The 16,059-nt window shown below is 59.2% G+C and carries 17 protein-coding genes; 3 read left to right on the top strand and 14 right to left on the bottom strand.

The genetic code is table 11. The features are described 5' to 3' along the window. From AB4Z52_RS06280 to AB4Z52_RS06265, 4 genes are all read right to left on the bottom strand, one after another. Positions 1-234 (bottom strand): BolA/IbaG family iron-sulfur metabolism protein, encoded by a 234-nt coding sequence (locus AB4Z52_RS06280; RefSeq protein WP_442217052.1) that lies wholly within the window; start codon positions 232-234, stop codon positions 1-3. A gap of 23 nt (positions 235-257) precedes the next feature. Next, the gene (gene purL, locus AB4Z52_RS06275; protein ID WP_442217051.1) at positions 258-2,489 is read right to left on the bottom strand and encodes a phosphoribosylformylglycinamidine synthase subunit PurL; all 2,232 of its coding nucleotides are present in this window, start codon (positions 2,487-2,489) and stop codon (positions 258-260) included. A 130-nt stretch (positions 2,490-2,619) separates the two neighbouring features. Continuing rightward, on the bottom strand, positions 2,620-3,138 hold the full coding sequence (locus AB4Z52_RS06270) for an acyloxyacyl hydrolase (protein WP_442217050.1): 519 nt from the start codon (positions 3,136-3,138) through the stop codon (positions 2,620-2,622). A gap of 196 nt (positions 3,139-3,334) precedes the next feature. Beyond that, complete coding sequence (locus AB4Z52_RS06265; protein WP_442217049.1) at positions 3,335-4,753, bottom strand: aminotransferase-like domain-containing protein; 1,419 nt, start codon at positions 4,751-4,753, stop codon at positions 3,335-3,337. Between the two features lie 83 nt (positions 4,754-4,836). Here AB4Z52_RS06265 and AB4Z52_RS06260 point away from each other — a divergent pair, with 83 nt between their 5' ends. Continuing rightward, a complete protein-coding gene (locus tag AB4Z52_RS06260) occupies positions 4,837-5,085 on the top strand; it encodes a DUF1127 domain-containing protein (RefSeq protein ID WP_442217048.1) in 249 nt (82 codons plus the stop codon). 24 nt (positions 5,086-5,109) lie between these two features. Here the strand turns inward: AB4Z52_RS06260 and AB4Z52_RS06255 are convergent, their stop codons facing one another. Next, positions 5,110-5,466: a hypothetical protein gene (locus AB4Z52_RS06255; protein ID WP_442217283.1), complete on the bottom strand. Its 357-nt coding sequence runs from the start codon at positions 5,464-5,466 to the stop codon at positions 5,110-5,112. Here AB4Z52_RS06255 and AB4Z52_RS06250 point away from each other — a divergent pair. Continuing rightward, positions 5,408-5,539: a hypothetical protein gene (locus AB4Z52_RS06250; protein WP_442217303.1), complete on the top strand. Its 132-nt coding sequence runs from the start codon at positions 5,408-5,410 to the stop codon at positions 5,537-5,539. The genes AB4Z52_RS06255 and AB4Z52_RS06250 overlap by 59 nt on opposite strands. Positions 5,540-5,638: 99 nt before the next feature. On the opposite strand, the gene purQ is transcribed toward AB4Z52_RS06250, so the two are convergent. The 5 genes from purQ to AB4Z52_RS06225 form a co-directional block, all read right to left on the bottom strand. After that, a complete protein-coding gene (gene purQ / locus AB4Z52_RS06245) occupies positions 5,639-6,310 on the bottom strand; it encodes a phosphoribosylformylglycinamidine synthase subunit PurQ (RefSeq protein WP_442217047.1) in 672 nt (223 codons plus the stop codon). Positions 6,311-6,479: 169 nt separating this feature from the next. After that, positions 6,480-6,722, bottom strand: coding sequence for a phosphoribosylformylglycinamidine synthase subunit PurS (purS, locus tag AB4Z52_RS06240; RefSeq protein WP_442217046.1), 243 nt, complete (start codon positions 6,720-6,722; stop codon positions 6,480-6,482). Between the two features lie 18 nt (positions 6,723-6,740). Then, entirely contained in the window at positions 6,741-7,505 is a 765-nt protein-coding gene (purC, locus tag AB4Z52_RS06235; RefSeq protein WP_442217045.1) for a phosphoribosylaminoimidazolesuccinocarboxamide synthase, read from the bottom strand. 266 nt (positions 7,506-7,771) lie between these two features. Next, entirely contained in the window at positions 7,772-10,291 is a 2,520-nt protein-coding gene (locus tag AB4Z52_RS06230) for a sensor domain-containing protein (protein WP_442217044.1), read from the bottom strand. 200 nt (positions 10,292-10,491) lie between these two features. Beyond that, a complete protein-coding gene (locus AB4Z52_RS06225; protein WP_442217043.1) occupies positions 10,492-11,046 on the bottom strand; it encodes an RBBP9/YdeN family alpha/beta hydrolase in 555 nt (184 codons plus the stop codon). Between the two features lie 262 nt (positions 11,047-11,308). On the opposite strand from AB4Z52_RS06225, the gene AB4Z52_RS06220 reads away from it, so the two are divergent. Continuing rightward, entirely contained in the window at positions 11,309-12,109 is an 801-nt protein-coding gene (locus tag AB4Z52_RS06220; RefSeq protein WP_442217042.1) for a DUF2189 domain-containing protein, read from the top strand. A gap of 69 nt (positions 12,110-12,178) precedes the next feature. On the opposite strand, the gene purB is transcribed toward AB4Z52_RS06220, so the two are convergent. The 4 genes from purB to AB4Z52_RS06200 form a co-directional block, all read right to left on the bottom strand. Next, the gene (gene purB, locus AB4Z52_RS06215; protein ID WP_442217041.1) at positions 12,179-13,480 is read right to left on the bottom strand and encodes an adenylosuccinate lyase; all 1,302 of its coding nucleotides are present in this window, start codon (positions 13,478-13,480) and stop codon (positions 12,179-12,181) included. A gap of 102 nt (positions 13,481-13,582) precedes the next feature. Continuing rightward, entirely contained in the window at positions 13,583-13,999 is a 417-nt protein-coding gene (locus AB4Z52_RS06210) for a hypothetical protein (RefSeq protein WP_442217282.1), read from the bottom strand. Positions 14,000-14,081: 82 nt separating this feature from the next. Beyond that, on the bottom strand, positions 14,082-14,768 hold the full coding sequence (rpe, locus tag AB4Z52_RS06205) for a ribulose-phosphate 3-epimerase (protein ID WP_442217040.1): 687 nt from the start codon (positions 14,766-14,768) through the stop codon (positions 14,082-14,084). A 113-nt stretch (positions 14,769-14,881) separates the two neighbouring features. Then, a complete protein-coding gene (locus AB4Z52_RS06200) occupies positions 14,882-15,964 on the bottom strand; it encodes a branched-chain amino acid ABC transporter substrate-binding protein (RefSeq protein WP_442217039.1) in 1,083 nt (360 codons plus the stop codon). Positions 15,965-16,059: the final 95 nt, after the last annotated feature.

The raw sequence follows: 16,059 nt of genomic DNA, 5'->3' as shown, positions 1-16,059 counted from the left end.
TCAGTCCGGCGCAGACGTCTGCAATGCGAGCGCATGCAGGACGCCGCCCATATTCCCCTTCAGCGCGTCGTAAACCATCTTGTGCTGCTGAACGCGGCTCTTGCCACGGAAGGCTTCGGCCACGACCTCGGCGGCATAATGATCGCCATCGCCGGCGAGGTCCCGGATCGTCACCTTTGCACCGGGAATGCCGGACTTGATCATGTCTTCGATATCGCCGGGATTCATGGGCATGCGGGATAAAACCTCACTGTTTTCTATTCGGCGGCAACAAGAATACCGCCATCCATGAACGCAGGGAACCATGATTCATGCGCCTCGCGCAATCGGCTGACCGGGATCGAGAGGATAGCGTCGATTACGAGCGCTTCACCACCGACCTTGCCAAGACGGCGGAACGGGATGCCTGCGCCCTCGGCATTTATACAGACGAAATCGGCCAGGTCCGGCTTGACGGCAAGGACATAGCGCGCCTGGTCTTCGCCGAAAAGGAGGGCATGGGCCGGGCCTCTGCCTTCCGAAAGATCGATCTCGAGGCCCTTGTCCGAGGCCATCGCCATTTCTGCAAGGGTGAGCGCGAGCCCGCCCGAGGAGATATCGTGGCAGGCCGTAACCTGGCCGTTGCGAATGGCGGAGCGGACGAAATCGCCGTTGCGGCGCTCTGCGAACAGATCAACTTCGGGGGCCGGGCCATTGCCCTCGCCGAGAATGTCCCTGAGATAGATCGACGAGCCGAGGTGGCTGCCGTCGACGCCGATCAACAGGATGTGGTCACCCTCGGCAGCGCTGCCGATGCGGGCCATCTTGCTCCAGTCGGGCAGCAGCCCGACGCCGGCAATCGTCGGCGTCGGCAGGATGGCGACGCCGTTGGTCTCGTTGTAGAGCGAGACGTTGCCGGAAACGATCGGGAAATCCAGCGCCCGGCAGGCTTCGCCGATGCCGCGGATTGCGCCGACGAGTTGGCCCATGATCTCCGGCTTCTCGGGATTTCCGAAATTGAGATTGTCGGTCGCCGCCAGCGGCTCGGCGCCGGTTGCCGTAATGTTGCGCCAGCATTCGGCGACGGCCTGCTTGCCGCCTTCGAACGGATCGGCTTCAACATATCGTGGCGTGACATCCGAAGAGAAGGCGAGCGCCTTGGTAGGATGGCCTTCGACGCGAACGACGCCGGCGTCGCCGCCGGGAAGCTGCAGCGAATTGCCCTGGATCAGCGTGTCGTATTGTTCATAGACCCAGCGGCGGCTCGATTGGTTGGCCGATCCGACCAGTTTCAGCAGGGCCTGGCCGTAGTCGGCCGGTGCAGCCACCAGATTGGCGGGCAGGGCGGCTCGCTTGTCAGATTCGCGCCATGGCCGGTCATACTCCGGCGCCTGGTCGCCGAGATCCTTGATCGGCAGGTTGGCAACTTCCTCGCCCTGGTGAAGCACGCGGAAGCGCAGGTCGTCCGTGGTTTTGCCGACGATTGCGAAATCTAGGCCCCACTTGACGAAGATCGCCTTTGCCTCGCCTTCCTTCTCTGGCTGAAGCACCATGAGCATGCGCTCCTGGCTTTCAGAGAGCATCATTTCATAGGCGGTCATGCGCTCTTCGCGCACTGGCACCTTGTCGAGGTCGAGTTCGATGCCGAGGTCGCCCTTGGCGCCCATCTCGACGGCTGAACAGGTGAGGCCGGCAGCCCCCATGTCCTGGATGGCGATGACCGCGCCGGTCTGCATCAGCTCAAGGCAGGCCTCCAGCAGGCACTTCTCGGTGAAGGGGTCGCCGACCTGTACCGTCGGGCGCTTTTCCTCGATCGACTCATCAAACTCCGCCGAGGCCATAGTCGCGCCGCCGACACCGTCGCGGCCGGTCTTGGCACCGAGATAGACGACCGGAAGGCCGACGCCCTTGGCTTCCGACAGGAAGATCGCATTGGATTTTGCAAGGCCCGCGGCGAAAGCGTTGACGAGTATGTTGCCATTGTAGCGGGCGTCGAACTCGACCTCGCCACCCACCGTCGGCACGCCGAACGAATTGCCATAGCCGCCAACGCCGGCAACGACGCCTGACACGAGGTGGCGGGTCTTCGGATGGTCCGGCTCGCCAAAGCGTAGCGCGTTCATGGCAGCGATCGGGCGCGCGCCCATGGTGAAGACGTCGCGCAGGATGCCGCCGACGCCGGTGGCGGCTCCCTGATAGGGCTCGATATAGGATGGGTGGTTGTGGCTTTCCATCTTGAAGACCACGCAATCGCCGTCATCGATATCGACGACGCCGGCATTTTCGCCCGGACCCTGGATGACGCGGGCGCCCTTGGTCGGCAGGGTACGCAGCCATTTCTTCGAGGATTTGTAGGAGCAGTGCTCGTTCCACATCGCCGAGAAAATCCCGAGCTCGGTAAATGTCGGCTCGCGTCCGATCAGATCCAGGATACGCTGATACTCATCGGGCTTCAGGCCGTGCGAGGCCACGAGTTCAGGGGTGATCTGAATGGAATTCGAAAGAGTCATGAGCGCGCAGGAGTCCTTGCCGGGAAAGGGTTTAGGGACTCTTTAGCGCATGTGAACCAGTCGTGCGACAGGAAAATGGCCGCCATTCACAGGGCGGCCATTGCAAAGGCGACATATTGAACCTTGAAAATCAGAACTTGTAGCCAACGAGAAGTCCGGCGCGGGTCATGCCGCCGTTCGGGCCATCGCAAAGACTGGCATGCGAGGAGTGGGCAACCTGCGCCATCAGGCTCCAGTGGTCGTCGAAATTATAGCCGGCGCCAAGATATTCGTGGAAGAGCAGATGGCAGCCGAGCTTCGGGCCATCGTTTTCGTCGGTCAGGTTGCCGTTGTGGACAACGCCACCGAAGCCCGCCTCGGTAAAGATCTTGTTCGAAAAGGTCATCGTCCAGGAAAGGCCGCCGTAAAGCTGGCTTGCCGAACCGGATGTGCCGATCGAGGTGCCGACATGAAGGCGGGGATGTGAAAGCTGCTCCTGCCAGGTGCCTGCGGGGTTATAGCCGAAAGGGTTGAACAACACCTGTACGTCAGGAAAAACGCCGGGCTCGTGGTCATGTCCGCCTTCGATCGAGCCGCTGGCACCAAACCGCATTTCGTCGAATATCTTGGTTTGGCCGGCAAACGCAGGCGCCGCCGCCAACAAATTCATGGCGACGAACGCCGCCGCTGTAGCTAGCGAAATACACTGGCCGAACCTGACCCGTTGGCGCATGAAAATTCCCCCGAATCCCCCGCGATTCGCGGGTCTTTCGCCCAATTGGTAGCATTCGGACGGAGGAGGTAAAGAAGGGTATCTTAGTACATGATGTTTTAAGGTTTAATGCGGCCAAACTGCAACAGTGGCGTCAGTTGTAGCTGTCGTAGCTGGCGGATCCATTTTCCAGCAACCTGCGCAACGTCATGAATCCGGTGGTCACATCCTCCCTTATATGCGGGGAGGAAAACGCGACGCGAATGCGATAATAGGTCTTTTCGGTACGCGCGGCCTTGAACTCATCTTCGTCGTCGACAAGGACGCCGGCGGCCAGGGCCGCGTTCTTGAACGTCCCTGATAGCCAGGGCTCCGGCAGTTTGAGCCATAGGAACGGCACATGCGGATGCGACTGAAATTCGAATCCCGCAAATGCCTGCCTTGCGAGCGCCTCGCGAGCGCGTATCTCCTCAACCGCTTTTGTCTGTAGCGCCAACGCGTGGCCGCCAAGGACGAGACGGGCGCCTGTTTCCGCCAGGATGAAGGGCAGTCCGCCCGTCGTCATCTTGTGGGTTACTCTGACGCGCTGGGCGAAGTGCGGCGGGCAGGCGACCCAGCCACCGCGCAGTCCCGCGGCTACAGATTTTGACAGGCCGCTCACCAGGAACGTCCGTTCAGGCGCTATGCTTGTCAGCAGTGGGGTCTGATCCCCGGTCATGCTGCCATAAATGTCATCCTCAATCAGCCAGACGCTATGGCGCCGGGCGATCGCGGCAATCGCACGGCGGCGGTCCTCGGGCATGGTGGTCAAAGTCGGATTGTGGGCCGTCGGCATCAGGAAGGCGAGGCGGGGGTGCTGTTGCTGGCAGAGGCGCTCAAAATCGTCGGGGATCATCCCGTGTTCATCCGAATCCACGAGAATGGAGCGACGCCCCAATAGCCGTGCCGCGCGGCTGACCTGCGTATAGGTCAGGGTCTCGAAGACAATCTTGTCACCGGGGGAGGTGACAGCCGAAATCACCGCAATCGCTGCTGCGTGCGCTCCGAGCGTTGGCACGACATTCTCGATTGCCGGGCGCCAGCCGTTGCGGCTAAGCCATATCTGGCCGGCTTGATGCCAGCTGGCAGGAAAGCTGCGGGAATAAGAGGATATTTCGACGCGCCGATCGCGGCTGATATCGGCGAAAAGTTGCCCGATGATCTCTCCCTGTCCAATATCCGGTGCCGCAGTCGCGTCAAAGCGGATGCTGGCCAAAGGCGCGTCTGGGCCACGGGTGCCGGACAGCGCCTGGGTGATCGGGTCGATCTGCTGAATGGGGTCGCTGTTGCTGCGATCGAGCACATAGGTGCCGCGCCCGACCTCGCCAGCGACCAGCCCTCGTTCATGCACCAAGGCATAGGCGCGACTGATTGTCCCTATTGTCACCCCGATGTCAAAAGCCAAATTGCGCTGCGGCGGCAACTTTGCGCCCGGTGGCAGGACGCCGTGCGATATTGCTGTCTCTATGCTGTCGGCGACCCGGATATAGACCGGCCCGCTTCCGCTCGAAATGTCAGGAAGCCAATTTGTCATGGTGACAATCGATAGATTGCTCGACGGCTAGAGTCAATATTAGACAGCGTAAACGCTCATCTTAATGAACTTGGATCAATTTAATGGATACAATCGATACAATGCTTCAGCGTGAGCAAGTTACCCCTCGTGCATTGATTTGCATTGGCCTTGGTGGTTCGAACACCCTGCGCGACTTCTTTTCCCGGCTTTTTGGGAACGCTAGGCAGTGGGCTTGCAAGCGTGCCAGCCGCCGAGCGCTTCGGAATCTGACCGACGATCAATTGCATGACATAGGCATTACGCGTCGCGAGGCGACACGCGAAGTCACTAAGTCGTTTTTCTGGGATTGAGGCCGGTCCTGGCGGTTGCCGGGATCAGCAGTTCTTCGCGCCGCTTGCCCAGCGTTTGACGTCGCCGGTAATGCGCGCAGAATTCTGGCCGCTCATCATCGGGCCGAAGGCTTCCATCTTTGCCGGATTGCCTTCCGCCTGAACGACTAGCAATGGACGGCCAGCCGGATTGTTGCGCTGAACGACGAGGATGCGCGGTCGACCGGTATAGGAGTTCAGCTCCGGCGCCATCGAATAGCTTGTAAAGGCGGGATCGGCGGACTTGAACCAGCAGCTGTTGGCGCCGACCGCCACCCGTTCCATCGTCGACAGCGCGCTATGAGTGTCGGTCATCACGATCGCGGGCTTCGACTGGCACGACGCCATGAGGATCGCCAACATGGCAAGGGCAGTGGTGGACAAGCGGCTGGAACGGCAAGGGCGCATCAATCTGTCTTTCGTCAAGCGGGAGTAGGTGCTCATAAGGCAAGGCGGCAAAAAGGATAGTCCTTTTCCACCATGATCATTCGACACACTCACGTCGTGCATATTCGTGGGTTTGATCACCGAGGCTTCAGGCAGCGATCACGTCGAGAGCGGAGGCGAAGAGCCCACGGCCATCTGAGCCGCCATGGGCGGATTCGATGAGGTTTTCCGGATGCGGCATCATGCCGAGCACGTTGCCCTCGGCGTTGATGACAGCGGCGATGTCATTCATCGAGCCGTTGGGGTTGGTGCCTTCGGCGTAACGGAAGACGACCTGACCATTGCCTTCAATCGCAGCTAGCGTCTCGCTGTCGGCGAAATAGTTGCCGTCGTGATGGGCAATGGGGCTGCGGATGATCTGGCCCTTGGCATAGGCACGCGTAAAAGCCGTGTCCGCGTTGACTACCTCGAGCTTGATTTCCTTGCAGACGAATTTTAGCGACGCATTGCGCATCAAGGCGCCGGGCAGCATGCCTGCCTCGACGAGAATCTGGAAACCGTTGCAGACGCCAAGAACCTTCACGCCCTTCTCAGCCTTCTCCCTGATTGCCTGCATGACTGGCATGCGCGCGGCAATTGCGCCGCAACGCAGATAATCTCCATAGGAAAATCCGCCGGGTATGACGATTAGATCGACGTCCGGAATCTCGGTCTCGGTCTGCCAGATGGTGACCGGAGCTTGCCCGGAAATCTTTGTCAAAGCCGCGATCATGTCGCGGTCGCGGTTGAGGCCAGGAAGTTGGACGACAGCTGATTTCATGGGTGCGGTTCAAACCTTGCTTGTGCTTTTGCGAGTTCGCGCAGTTCCAGACGGCTTTCGTGCGATCCACGCGATCCAGAATTTGCGTATTGACTGAATGGAGGGTGTCAATGTCACCCCGCATCATATGTCTTGACTGAGTTCAGTCATCTATCGCTTCCCGCAACCTTCAGTCGAGAGATATACTATAATTCTCGATTACCGTGTTTGCGAGAAGTTTTTCGCACATTGCCTTGAGGTCCGCCTCGGCGCGGGACTTGTCTGCGCCTTCAAGTGTAAGGTCGAAGACCTTGCCCTGTCGGACCTGGTCGACGCCTTCGAAGCCGAGCGCGCCAAGTGCGCCTTCGATGGCTTTGCCCTGGGGATCGAGAACGCCGTTCTTCAGTGTGACTGTTACGCGAGCCTTTATCACGATTGTCCTTTCGTGCCTTTACTTGACGAGAACTGGGCCTGTGCCGCGCACGGGCTCGTTTTCATTGATGATGCCGAGACGTCGCGCAACTTCCGAGTAGGCCTCAAGAAGGCCGCCAAGGTCACGGCGAAAGCGGTCCTTGTCCATTTTCTCATGGGTTTCGACGTCCCAGAGGCGGCAACTGTCCGGTGAAATTTCATCCGCGAGAATGATGCGCATCATGTCGCCTTCAAATAGGCGGCCGCATTCGATCTTGAAGTCGACGAGCTGGATGCCGACGCCGAGGAAAAGGCCGGTCATGAAGTCGTTGACGCGGATCGCAAGCGCCATGATGTCGTCGAGCTCGGCAGGGTTGGCCCAGCCGAATGCCGTGATGTGCTCTTCAGATACCATCGGGTCGTTGAGCGCATCTGACTTGTAGTAGAATTCGATGATCGAACGCGGCAATACCACGCCTTCGTCTATGCCGAGGCGTTGGGCAAGGGAACCCGCGGCAACATTGCGCACGACGATCTCAAGCGGGATCATCTCCACTTCCTTGATCAGCTGTTCGCGCATGTTGAGGCGGCGAATAAAGTGCGTGGGGATGCCGATCTTGTTCAGATGGTTGAATATATATTCGCAAATGCGATTGTTCAGAACGCCCTTTCCGTCGATGACCTCGTGCTTCTTCTTGTTGAACGCGGTGGCATCATCCTTGAAAAACTGGATCAGCGTTCCCGGCTCAGGTCCTTCATACAGGATCTTGGCCTTGCCTTCGTAGATACGGCGGCGACGGTTCATCTTGTTATTCTCTGTAGTTGGCGCCCTTGGGACAGCGCAAGTGGATCGATCTCTGGGCGTCCCCATAACGGAAAAGAAGGGAATTCACAATCCGCCCATACCTCCTTCTGAGGGATTCCACCGTGGGGCATCTATCGCGACGAGAATCGCAAGCTTTCATAGGTCGTTCTACAGGCTTTTGTTTGACGATGGAATGAACTGTCCACAATACTGCACAGGCTTGCAGGCCGGTGCCGCCAAATCCACGGTTCAAATCCGTGCCTGCCTCAGCGTAACGCGCGATCCAATTCCTGTTGCATGGCCCTGGCGCCGCGATCGTTGGGACGCCAGCTCTCGCCGCGGATGAAGGCGGGAATATCTGCGGCGGGCATCGGGCGGGCCAGTGCATAGCCCTGGAGGTAGTCACAGCCCAGCTCTGAGAGAATATGGGCATGGCTCATGGTTTCAACGCCCTCCGCCGTGACGCGGATATCAAGCGAGCGGCCAATCTCGATGATCGAGCCGACGAGGCGTCTTTGCTCGGCGGATTGGGGCAGCGGCTTGATCAGCTCGCGGTCGATTTTCAGGGTTTTCGGGCTCAGCCGCAAGAGACTGACGATCGACGCATGTCCCGTACCAAAGTCGTCGATCTCGATGTCTATGCCGAGTTTCTTCAACCGCTTGAGGTTGGCGATCGAAGCATCGTCGCATTCCTCCAGCGAAATCGATTCCAGCAATTCGAAGGAGACTGTCCCGGGCTTGATCTTCAGCGCGCGGATGGTCTTTGCGAGCGCAGGGTCGGCAAGCCGGCGTGCGGACACGTTGACGGAGATCTTCGGGATATCGAGGCCCGCCTCGCACCAATGGCGATGGTCGGCGAGCGCCTGCTGAAGCATCACGGCATCGAGGGCGGGGACGGCATCGAGATCTTCTGCGATCGACAGAAAGCGGTCAGGTCCGAGAAGGCCGCGGGTCGGGTGGTTCCAGCGTATCAGAGCCTCGGCGCCGACGACATCGAGCGACCTTGCACAGAATTGCGGTTGATAGAACGGAATGAATTCTTGGCGCTCGATGCCGAGCAGAATTTCGTCCGACAGGCGCTTGGTCGCCACGATATGGTGCTGGGCGTCGAGCGAGAAGAATTCGTGGCGATTACGCCCGCCGCCCTTAGCGCGGTAGAGCGCTATATCTGCATTGAGCAGGAGCTGCTTGGCATCGAGATCGGGTCCGCTGTCGCAGGCAATGCCGATGCTCGCGCCAAAGCGGCAATCGTGGGTCTCGTAACGCACGGGCCTGCGGAGTTCGCGGATGATATGGGCCGCAAGTGCCGATATCTTCTTGGAGAAGCGGTCATGCTTGCAGACAGCCACGAATTCGTCGCCGCCGATCCTGGCCACAAAATCCTTGCTGCCCACATTGTCTCGCAGGACATCGGCGGCATGTTTCAACATCATGTCGCCTGCGCTATGGCCGAGCGTATCATTGATCTGCTTGAAACGGTCGAGGTCGATGTGGAGGATGGCCAGCGTCGAGCCATCCCGCTTGCATTCCGCTGAACGCTGCTCGAGCGTCTGGTCGAGATAGCGGCGGTTTGGCAGGCCAGTCAGGTGATCGTGAAGGGCGATGTGCTCGATCTGCTCCTTGGTCGCCTCGAGCTCGAGATTGCGTGCCTCCGCCAGATCCTTCGAGCGTTTGAGCTCGTCACGCAACGCGACTTCAGCCGTTACGTCCCAATTCGCTCCGATCAATTTCCGGCGGCCACGGGCATCGACGAAAGGTGCTGCACGGGCGCGGATAACGCGCTCGCTCCTGTCCGGTCGGACGATGCGAAATTCATGCATGAAGCCGCTTTCGCCCTCCAAATGTTCATCGACGCGCTTGATCACACGTTCCCGATCGTCGGGATGCAGCGTCGATTCCCAGAAATCCCCGGACTTGATGCGTGGCGTCCCGTCGAGGCCGTAAATCGACATCAAACGGTCGTCCCACTCGACTTCGTCCTTTTCGATGTCTGCCTCGAACACGCCGATCCTTGAAATCTCAAGCGCGAGGTTCAATCGCCGCGAGGTGTTTGCCAGCAGTTCTTCCGCCAGCTTCCGCTCGGTGATGTCGGCATCGGTGCCGATGATGCGGGTCGGGACACCGTCTTCATTCCATTCGACGCACGCGCCCCGGCACTCGATCCATATCCAACGACCGTCCTTATGGCGCTCGCGATAGCTGAAAACGCCGTAGTTGGGATCGCCTGCATTCTGGCGTTCGATGGCGGCCAGAACATAGGTCCTGTCGTCAGGATGAACATTGAGAATCCAGTTATCGAGCGCGGCGTTGAATTCTTCGTCGGATACATAACCGCGGATCTTGCGCCACGTCTCCGAATAGACCATTCGGCCATTGGTGAAATCATGGTCCCAGACACCGAGATCCGAACTGATCAAAGCAGAATTCCACCGCGCTTCGCGTTCCCGCAAATCATCTCCGGCCTGCTTTTCGCGGTCAATATCGGCAAGCTGCACGAAGACCAACCGCTCGCCCTGCCATTTGGAAGGTGGCGAAAAGAACGTTGGCTTTGTCCAAATGCTCTTCCCTTCTCCATCGAAGATGCGCAATGGCAAGGGCTCGGCTACTTCGTTTCGTGCGAACAGAGCGAGAGATTGTGAAAAGGCGGCGCGGTCGTCGTCGAAGAGGAGAGCGTCGATGGCTTTGAATTCGTTGCGGTCCGAAAACTTGCAAAGGCGGCAAAAGGCGCCATTGGCATAGACGATCTGCCGGCTCTCCAACGCGAAGGCAACGATTGCCGATGGCATATTATGCAAGATGCCGAAAGGGTCGGTCGATACATTGGGAAGGGGCGGCCGGTCTTTTAAGAACCACGTCAATGGGAACACCTGTGCGAAACTCGCCCCAATGTGCCCTCATTATATTAAATAGCCCTTAAGTGCCGATACTCAGCAAGGCGAGTAGGCCGTTTGTAAGCCCATGATGTCGCTGGCGAAGTTGGGCTCGTTCAGGGTTTCAACCGGCTGAGGAACTGGGCGAAGACCATCGTTCCCTCGGGCCACGGACCATGGCCGGAATCGGCGTTGATATGCCCGGCCTCTCCGGCGTCCACAAGTACAGAACCCCAGCTGCTGGCCATATCGTCGGCATGCTCATAGGTACTGAACGGGTCGTTTCGGCTGGCAATCGTCATCGAGGGAAACGGCAGCGGGTCGCGCGGGTAGGGGCCGAACGTCATCAGATGCTTCGGGCGGATATCCGGGTTGGCAACATCTGGGGGAGCAACAAAGAAAGCACCGGCGATCGGTTTGCGAAAATACGGAATGGCGTGCAGGACGGACGGCACGCCGAGCGAATGGGCAACCAGCACGACCGGTCGGGTCGAGGCGTTGACCTCCTCGGCGATCCGCGCAACCCAATCGTCGCGCACAGGCTTTGACCATTCCGCCTGCTCGACGCGTCGCGCCGTACTGAGCTTCTGCTCCCAGCGCGTCTGCCAGTGGTCAGGCCCGGAATTGGTGTAGCCGGGGATGATGAGGATATCTGCTTCGGAAGCTTTCATGATCCTGCCGATTTGAGAAACGGTGGCGGCGGAGTCAAGGGAGAACGCGACAAATACTACAAAATTTGCTAGGCTATCTGAATGCCGGTAGCGGCTGACGATGTCGGCGCAGGAAAAATGCAGGTTTCGAGCTGCCCTGCTTGGCTAGCCCAACGTCCCTCGTCAACAAGGGTGAGGGGACCTTGAGTTCTTTCGATATTTGCTTCGTTCCCAGCACATCGGGAGGATGTGCTTCGCAGCAGGCTCCAGGAGGAGAAGCACGATGACAACATTTCATGTCATGGCAGGCGCAGAGAATGCATTCGTACGTCCGGTCGTCCGTAAGATTACCGTTGCCGATGTAATCGATTGCTTGAGGCGCGGCCTAGACGATTTCAGCGAAAAGCCATCTCACTATGTTTTCCTGTGTCTGCTCTATCCGATAGCCGGCGTCGTCCTTGCTGCCTGGAGTTCTGGAGCCAATCTCCTGCCTTTGCTGTTTCCGCTGATGTCCGGCTTCGCGCTGGTCGGCCCTTTGGCTGCGATCGGTCTCTACGAGATCAGCCGCAGGCGCGAGAACGGCCAGGACACGTCCTGGCGACATGCCTTCGACGTCAGACATTCGCCGGCATTGCCGTCGATCATAGCGGTCGGGTTGATGCTATTTGTGCTGTTCGTTGGCTGGCTGATTGCCGCACACACGATCTACGCGGCCTATTTCGGCGATGCGGTTCCGACATCGGTTTCCTCCTTCCTGTCGGACATTTTGACCACGTCTCGAGGCATGTCGTTGATCCTCTGGGGTAATCTGACCGGTCTTGTCTTTGCGATAATCGTGCTTGCTACCACTGTCGTTGCCTTTCCGCTGCTTCTCGACCGTGATGTCGGTGCGGTTGCGGCGGTTGACGCCAGTATCCGGGCGACCCTTGCAAACCCTGTTCCCGTGGGGCTGTGGGGATTGCTGGTCGCTGCCCTGCTCGTCCTCGGTACGATCCCGATATTTGCCGGACTTGCCGTTATCATGCCGATCCTCGGGCATGCGACATGGCATCTCTATCGCAAGCTGATTGCTCCGGCAGTCTAGAACCAGCAGAAAAGCAAACGCCGCCGAAGATAACCGACGGCGTTTGTCTATATCTCTACTACATCAGCATCAGCCGAAGACGCGTTTGAAGATCGTGTCGACGTGCTTGGTATGATAGGCGAGATCGAATTTCTCGCGAAGTTCCTCTTCGGACAGCGCCGCACGAACTTGCGCATCGGCCAGCAGTTCTTCAAGGAAATCCTTGCCCTGTTCCCAGACCTTCATCGCGTTGCGCTGAACGAGGCGGTATGAATCTTCGCGCGAAACACCGGCCTGTGTCAGTGCAAGAAGCACGCGCTGCGAATGAACAAGTCCGCGGAACTTGTTCAGATTGTTCATCATATTCTCGGGATAGACCAGCAGCTTGTCGATGACGCCGGTCAGGCGTGCCAGGGCAAAATCGAGCGTGATCGTGCCGTCCGGGCCGATCATGCGCTCCACGGAAGAGTGCGAGATGTCCCGTTCGTGCCAGAGCGCGACGTTCTCCATGGCGGGAATTGCGTAGGAGCGAACCATGCGGGCAAGACCCGTCAAGTTCTCGGTCAGTACCGGATTGCGCTTGTGCGGCATGGCCGATGAGCCCTTCTGGCCGGGAGAGAAGTATTCCTCGGCTTCGAGCACTTCGGTGCGCTGCAGATGGCGGATTTCGGTCGACAGTCGTTCGATCGACGAGGCGACGACGCCGAGCGTCGCAAAATACATCGCGTGACGGTCGCGCGGGATGACCTGGGTGGAGACCGGCTCCGGCTTCAACCCAAGCGATGCTGCCACATGTTCCTCGACGCGGGGATCAATGTTGGCAAAGGTGCCGACCGCGCCCGAGATGGCGCAGGTGGCGACTTCTTCGCGGGCAGCGACCAGCCGCGCCCGGCAACGCTCGAATTCGGCATAGGCAAGCGCCATCTTGATGCCGAAGGTGATCGGCTCGGCATGGATGCCGTGCGAGCGGCCGATGGTTACCGTGTCCTTGTGTTCGTAGGCGCGGCGCTTCAGCGCTTCCAGCAGCTTGTCGACATCGGCGATCAATATATCGGTGGCGCGGACGAGCTGGATGTTGAAGCAGGTGTCGAGCACATCCGACGACGTCATGCCCTGGTGGACGAAACGGGCGTCAGGACCGACGATCTCGGACAGATGCGTCAGGAAGGCGATAACGTCGTGCTTGGTGACCGCCTCGATCTCATCGATGCGATCGACGTCAAAGGTGGCCTTGCCACCCTTTTCCCAGATCGTCTCGGCCGCCGATTTCGGGATCACTCCAAGCTCGGCCAGGGCGTCGCAGGCATGCGCCTCGATCTCGAACCAGATGCGGAACTTGGTCTCTGGCGACCAGATGGCGACCATTTCCGGTCGGGAGTAGCGCGGGATCATGAGCTCTGTGCTTTCTTCGAAGGCGGGAAGGGAATGCTTGCCGCCCCTTTAGCAAAGAAGGCGGGCAATCTCAACGTATGGTGTCCACAACATGCGCGGAGACTAGCGCGTTCGTCTTGCAAGATAAAAGCTGGTGACCAGCAGAAACGGCAGGCCGAGCGGCATAAAGAGGCGGCTGCCGAGAACCGCAAACTGGTAGACGGCGCTGGCGCCCGTAAAGGCGAACTGAAACATCCAGATGATCGACCCGAAAGGCGCGTGCCAGCGCGAATAGAAAATACGGTAATCCATCGCAAACAGGAAGGCTGTCATTGCCATCGTGCCAAGCGAGAGCCAGAGCACGAAGGCGGCAAAGCGCGTCTCGACCGCCTTGCCACGGGCGCAGAACCGCGCAAACGAGATCGAAAATGGCCAAGCCATAAGCCCGCCCAGAAAATAGAGCGCCACCAGATCGAGGGCGCTGTCGGTTTGCAGGCCATTGCGGAAATAGACCGCGAAACTGGCCGAGAGCGACATCATCACGCCCCAAGAGAGCGCTCCGAGCACCAGCAAGAGGGGAGACGGAACGGTTAGCGAAAGTCTTCCCCCCGGACCTGTCTTCTCAGTTTGCGCCAAAGCGGCCACTTTCCGCTGCGGCGCGGAGGTCGCCGACCGTCTTGCGATAGGCTTCGACGGTGCCGCCCTTGAAGATCGCCGATCCCGCTACGAGCACATTGCCGCCGGAGGCTGCGATCATCGGTGCGGTCTCGGTTGTGACGCCGCCATCGACCTCAAGTTCGATCGGACGATCTCCAATCATCAGTTTCGCGTTGCGGATCTTGTCTGTCATCGCCGGGATGAATTTCTGGCCGCCGAAGCCTGGATTGACGGACATAATGAGGATCAAATCAACATCGTCGAGCACGTTTTCGATAGCGGCAAGCGGCGTCGCCGGATTGATCGTGACGCCGACTTTCTTGCCGAGATTGCGAATTGTCTGCAGCGAGCGGTGGAGATGCGGTCCGGCCTCGGCATGGACGGTGATCCGGTCGCACCCGGCCTTGGCAAAGGCCTCGAGGTAAGCATCAACGGGCGATATCATCAGATGGCAGTCGAACGTGGCATCGGTAAAAGAGCGCAACGACTTGATGACATCAGCGCCGAACGAGATATTTGGCACGAAATGGCCGTCCATGATGTCGAGATGGATCCAGTCCGCCCCAGCCGCTGTGACATCGCGGACTTCCTGCCCGAGCTTGGCGAAATCGGCGGCAAGGATGGATGGTGCGATGCGGATTGGCAGTGTCATGGGCGCTTGCTCCATCGGTGTTGCTGGATCGGTCGTTGCTTTGATTTGGCTTATCATCGGATGGCGGGGCAAACAACCAAAGGGCGCCTGCATCGACGACAACAGGCGAAGGGTCAGTCGCTCGCTCCGTCTGCCGGCTGAAAGTCCTTGCCGTTCCATTGAAGGAACCGGTAGGGATTGACCGTGAGTTCGTGGTTTGACCCAAACGTGATTGGCCCCAGCGCGGTCTGCCATGTCGTGCCCATCAGTCTGTCGGCAACGGACTTCTTCTCGGCGATGGCTGTTTCGACAGCCTGGCTAGCAATGGCGGCGGCGGCGTCTGCACGCAGCACGTAGCCTTCCGGTTCGGTGCCCTTTTTGCGCAGGGCGTCAGCGGTGGGGCGGACGGATGGGAGGGTGGCATAGGAGGGGATGCTGACTGCCTGAACGTCGATCGCGAGCGGCAATGGCTGGTCGGCGGCCCGCATCGCGTCGCCGCCCATCAGCACGAGCGGTATCTTCTCCGCTGCGGCATCCCGGGCAAGGATTGCCACGTCGCTGCGGTCGCCGCCGATGAATACGTTCGAGGCGCCGGCTTTCCTTAGCCGGCGTACGAGGCCGATCTGCTGCTCCTGCCCTGGCCGATAGGTATCGACAAAAACGGGCTTCAGGCCCCTCTCTTCCAGCGCATTGCGCACCGCCTCGACCAGCTCGCGGCCGTGAATAGTGCCGTCGTCGATCAGCGCGATAGGCTTTGCCGCCCATGCCGTTATGATGATCTCGACAACCTTCTGTGCTTCCGCATTGTCGACCGGCGCCAGGCGAAAGAACGGCCAGCCATTCTTCAAGGCGTCTTCCATGAGGATGTGCGAGCGTACGGCAACCGTGATCGCCGGGATGCCGGCATCCTTCAGTTTTGGAAGTGCGCCTTCCAGGGTTTCGCTGCAGAGAAAGCCGATAGCAATCTGGACCTTGGCCTTGATCAGCGCGTCGGCGACTGCCTGACCGCTGTTTTCAGTGCAGGGCTCATCGACGGGAACGGTGGTGTTCTTCGATGCCTCGGCCTCGAAGCCTGCACCAGCGGTGATCTGTGCGCCGAGCGGGGCATAGGTGCCCATCTGGGGAGCTACGACGCCGATCGTCACCCCGGCGGCATGACCACTTCCCGCCGCAAGAAGCAGCGAGGCCAGAAGCAGTATGCCACGCATGGTTTTCATCGAGCAGGATACCCAGGAAATTTCTCCTGCCCTTTTATCGCTCCAATGCGGCCCGTCAAAGAAAAACCAACAAATTCCGACCGTTTTGTCATCTC

The sequence above is a fragment of the Rhizobium sp. 2YAF20 genome, from assembly GCF_052114685.1.
GTDB lineage: Bacteria > Pseudomonadota > Alphaproteobacteria > Rhizobiales > Rhizobiaceae > Rhizobium.
This window is presented reverse-complemented; position numbering and strand designations above follow the sequence as displayed.

Coding starts and splice junctions, on each gene's coding strand:
- AB4Z52_RS06210 (WP_442217282.1), bottom strand. CDS start 13,999: ATGATGTCGCTCTCGGCCAGTTTCGCGGTCTATTTCCGCAATGGCCTG.
- AB4Z52_RS06220 (WP_442217042.1), top strand. CDS start 11,309: ATGACAACATTTCATGTCATGGCAGGCGCAGAGAATGCATTCGTACGT.
- purC (WP_442217045.1), bottom strand. CDS start 7,505: ATGAACCGTCGCCGCCGTATCTACGAAGGCAAGGCCAAGATCCTGTAT.
- rpe (WP_442217040.1), bottom strand. CDS start 14,768: ATGACACTGCCAATCCGCATCGCACCATCCATCCTTGCCGCCGATTTC.
- AB4Z52_RS06270 (WP_442217050.1), bottom strand. CDS start 3,138: ATGAATTTGTTGGCGGCGGCGCCTGCGTTTGCCGGCCAAACCAAGATA.
- AB4Z52_RS06230 (WP_442217044.1), bottom strand. CDS start 10,291: ATGCCATCGGCAATCGTTGCCTTCGCGTTGGAGAGCCGGCAGATCGTC.
- purQ (WP_442217047.1), bottom strand. CDS start 6,310: ATGAAATCAGCTGTCGTCCAACTTCCTGGCCTCAACCGCGACCGCGAC.
- AB4Z52_RS06225 (WP_442217043.1), bottom strand. CDS start 11,046: ATGAAAGCTTCCGAAGCAGATATCCTCATCATCCCCGGCTACACCAAT.
- AB4Z52_RS06265 (WP_442217049.1), bottom strand. CDS start 4,753: ATGACAAATTGGCTTCCTGACATTTCGAGCGGAAGCGGGCCGGTCTAT.
- purL (WP_442217051.1), bottom strand. CDS start 2,489: ATGACTCTTTCGAATTCCATTCAGATCACCCCTGAACTCGTGGCCTCG.
- AB4Z52_RS06255 (WP_442217283.1), bottom strand. CDS start 5,466: ATGTTGGCGATCCTCATGGCGTCGTGCCAGTCGAAGCCCGCGATCGTG.
- AB4Z52_RS06260 (WP_442217048.1), top strand. CDS start 4,837: ATGGATACAATCGATACAATGCTTCAGCGTGAGCAAGTTACCCCTCGT.
- AB4Z52_RS06200 (WP_442217039.1), bottom strand. CDS start 15,964: ATGAAAACCATGCGTGGCATACTGCTTCTGGCCTCGCTGCTTCTTGCG.
- purB (WP_442217041.1), bottom strand. CDS start 13,480: ATGATCCCGCGCTACTCCCGACCGGAAATGGTCGCCATCTGGTCGCCA.
- AB4Z52_RS06280 (WP_442217052.1), bottom strand. CDS start 234: ATGCCCATGAATCCCGGCGATATCGAAGACATGATCAAGTCCGGCATT.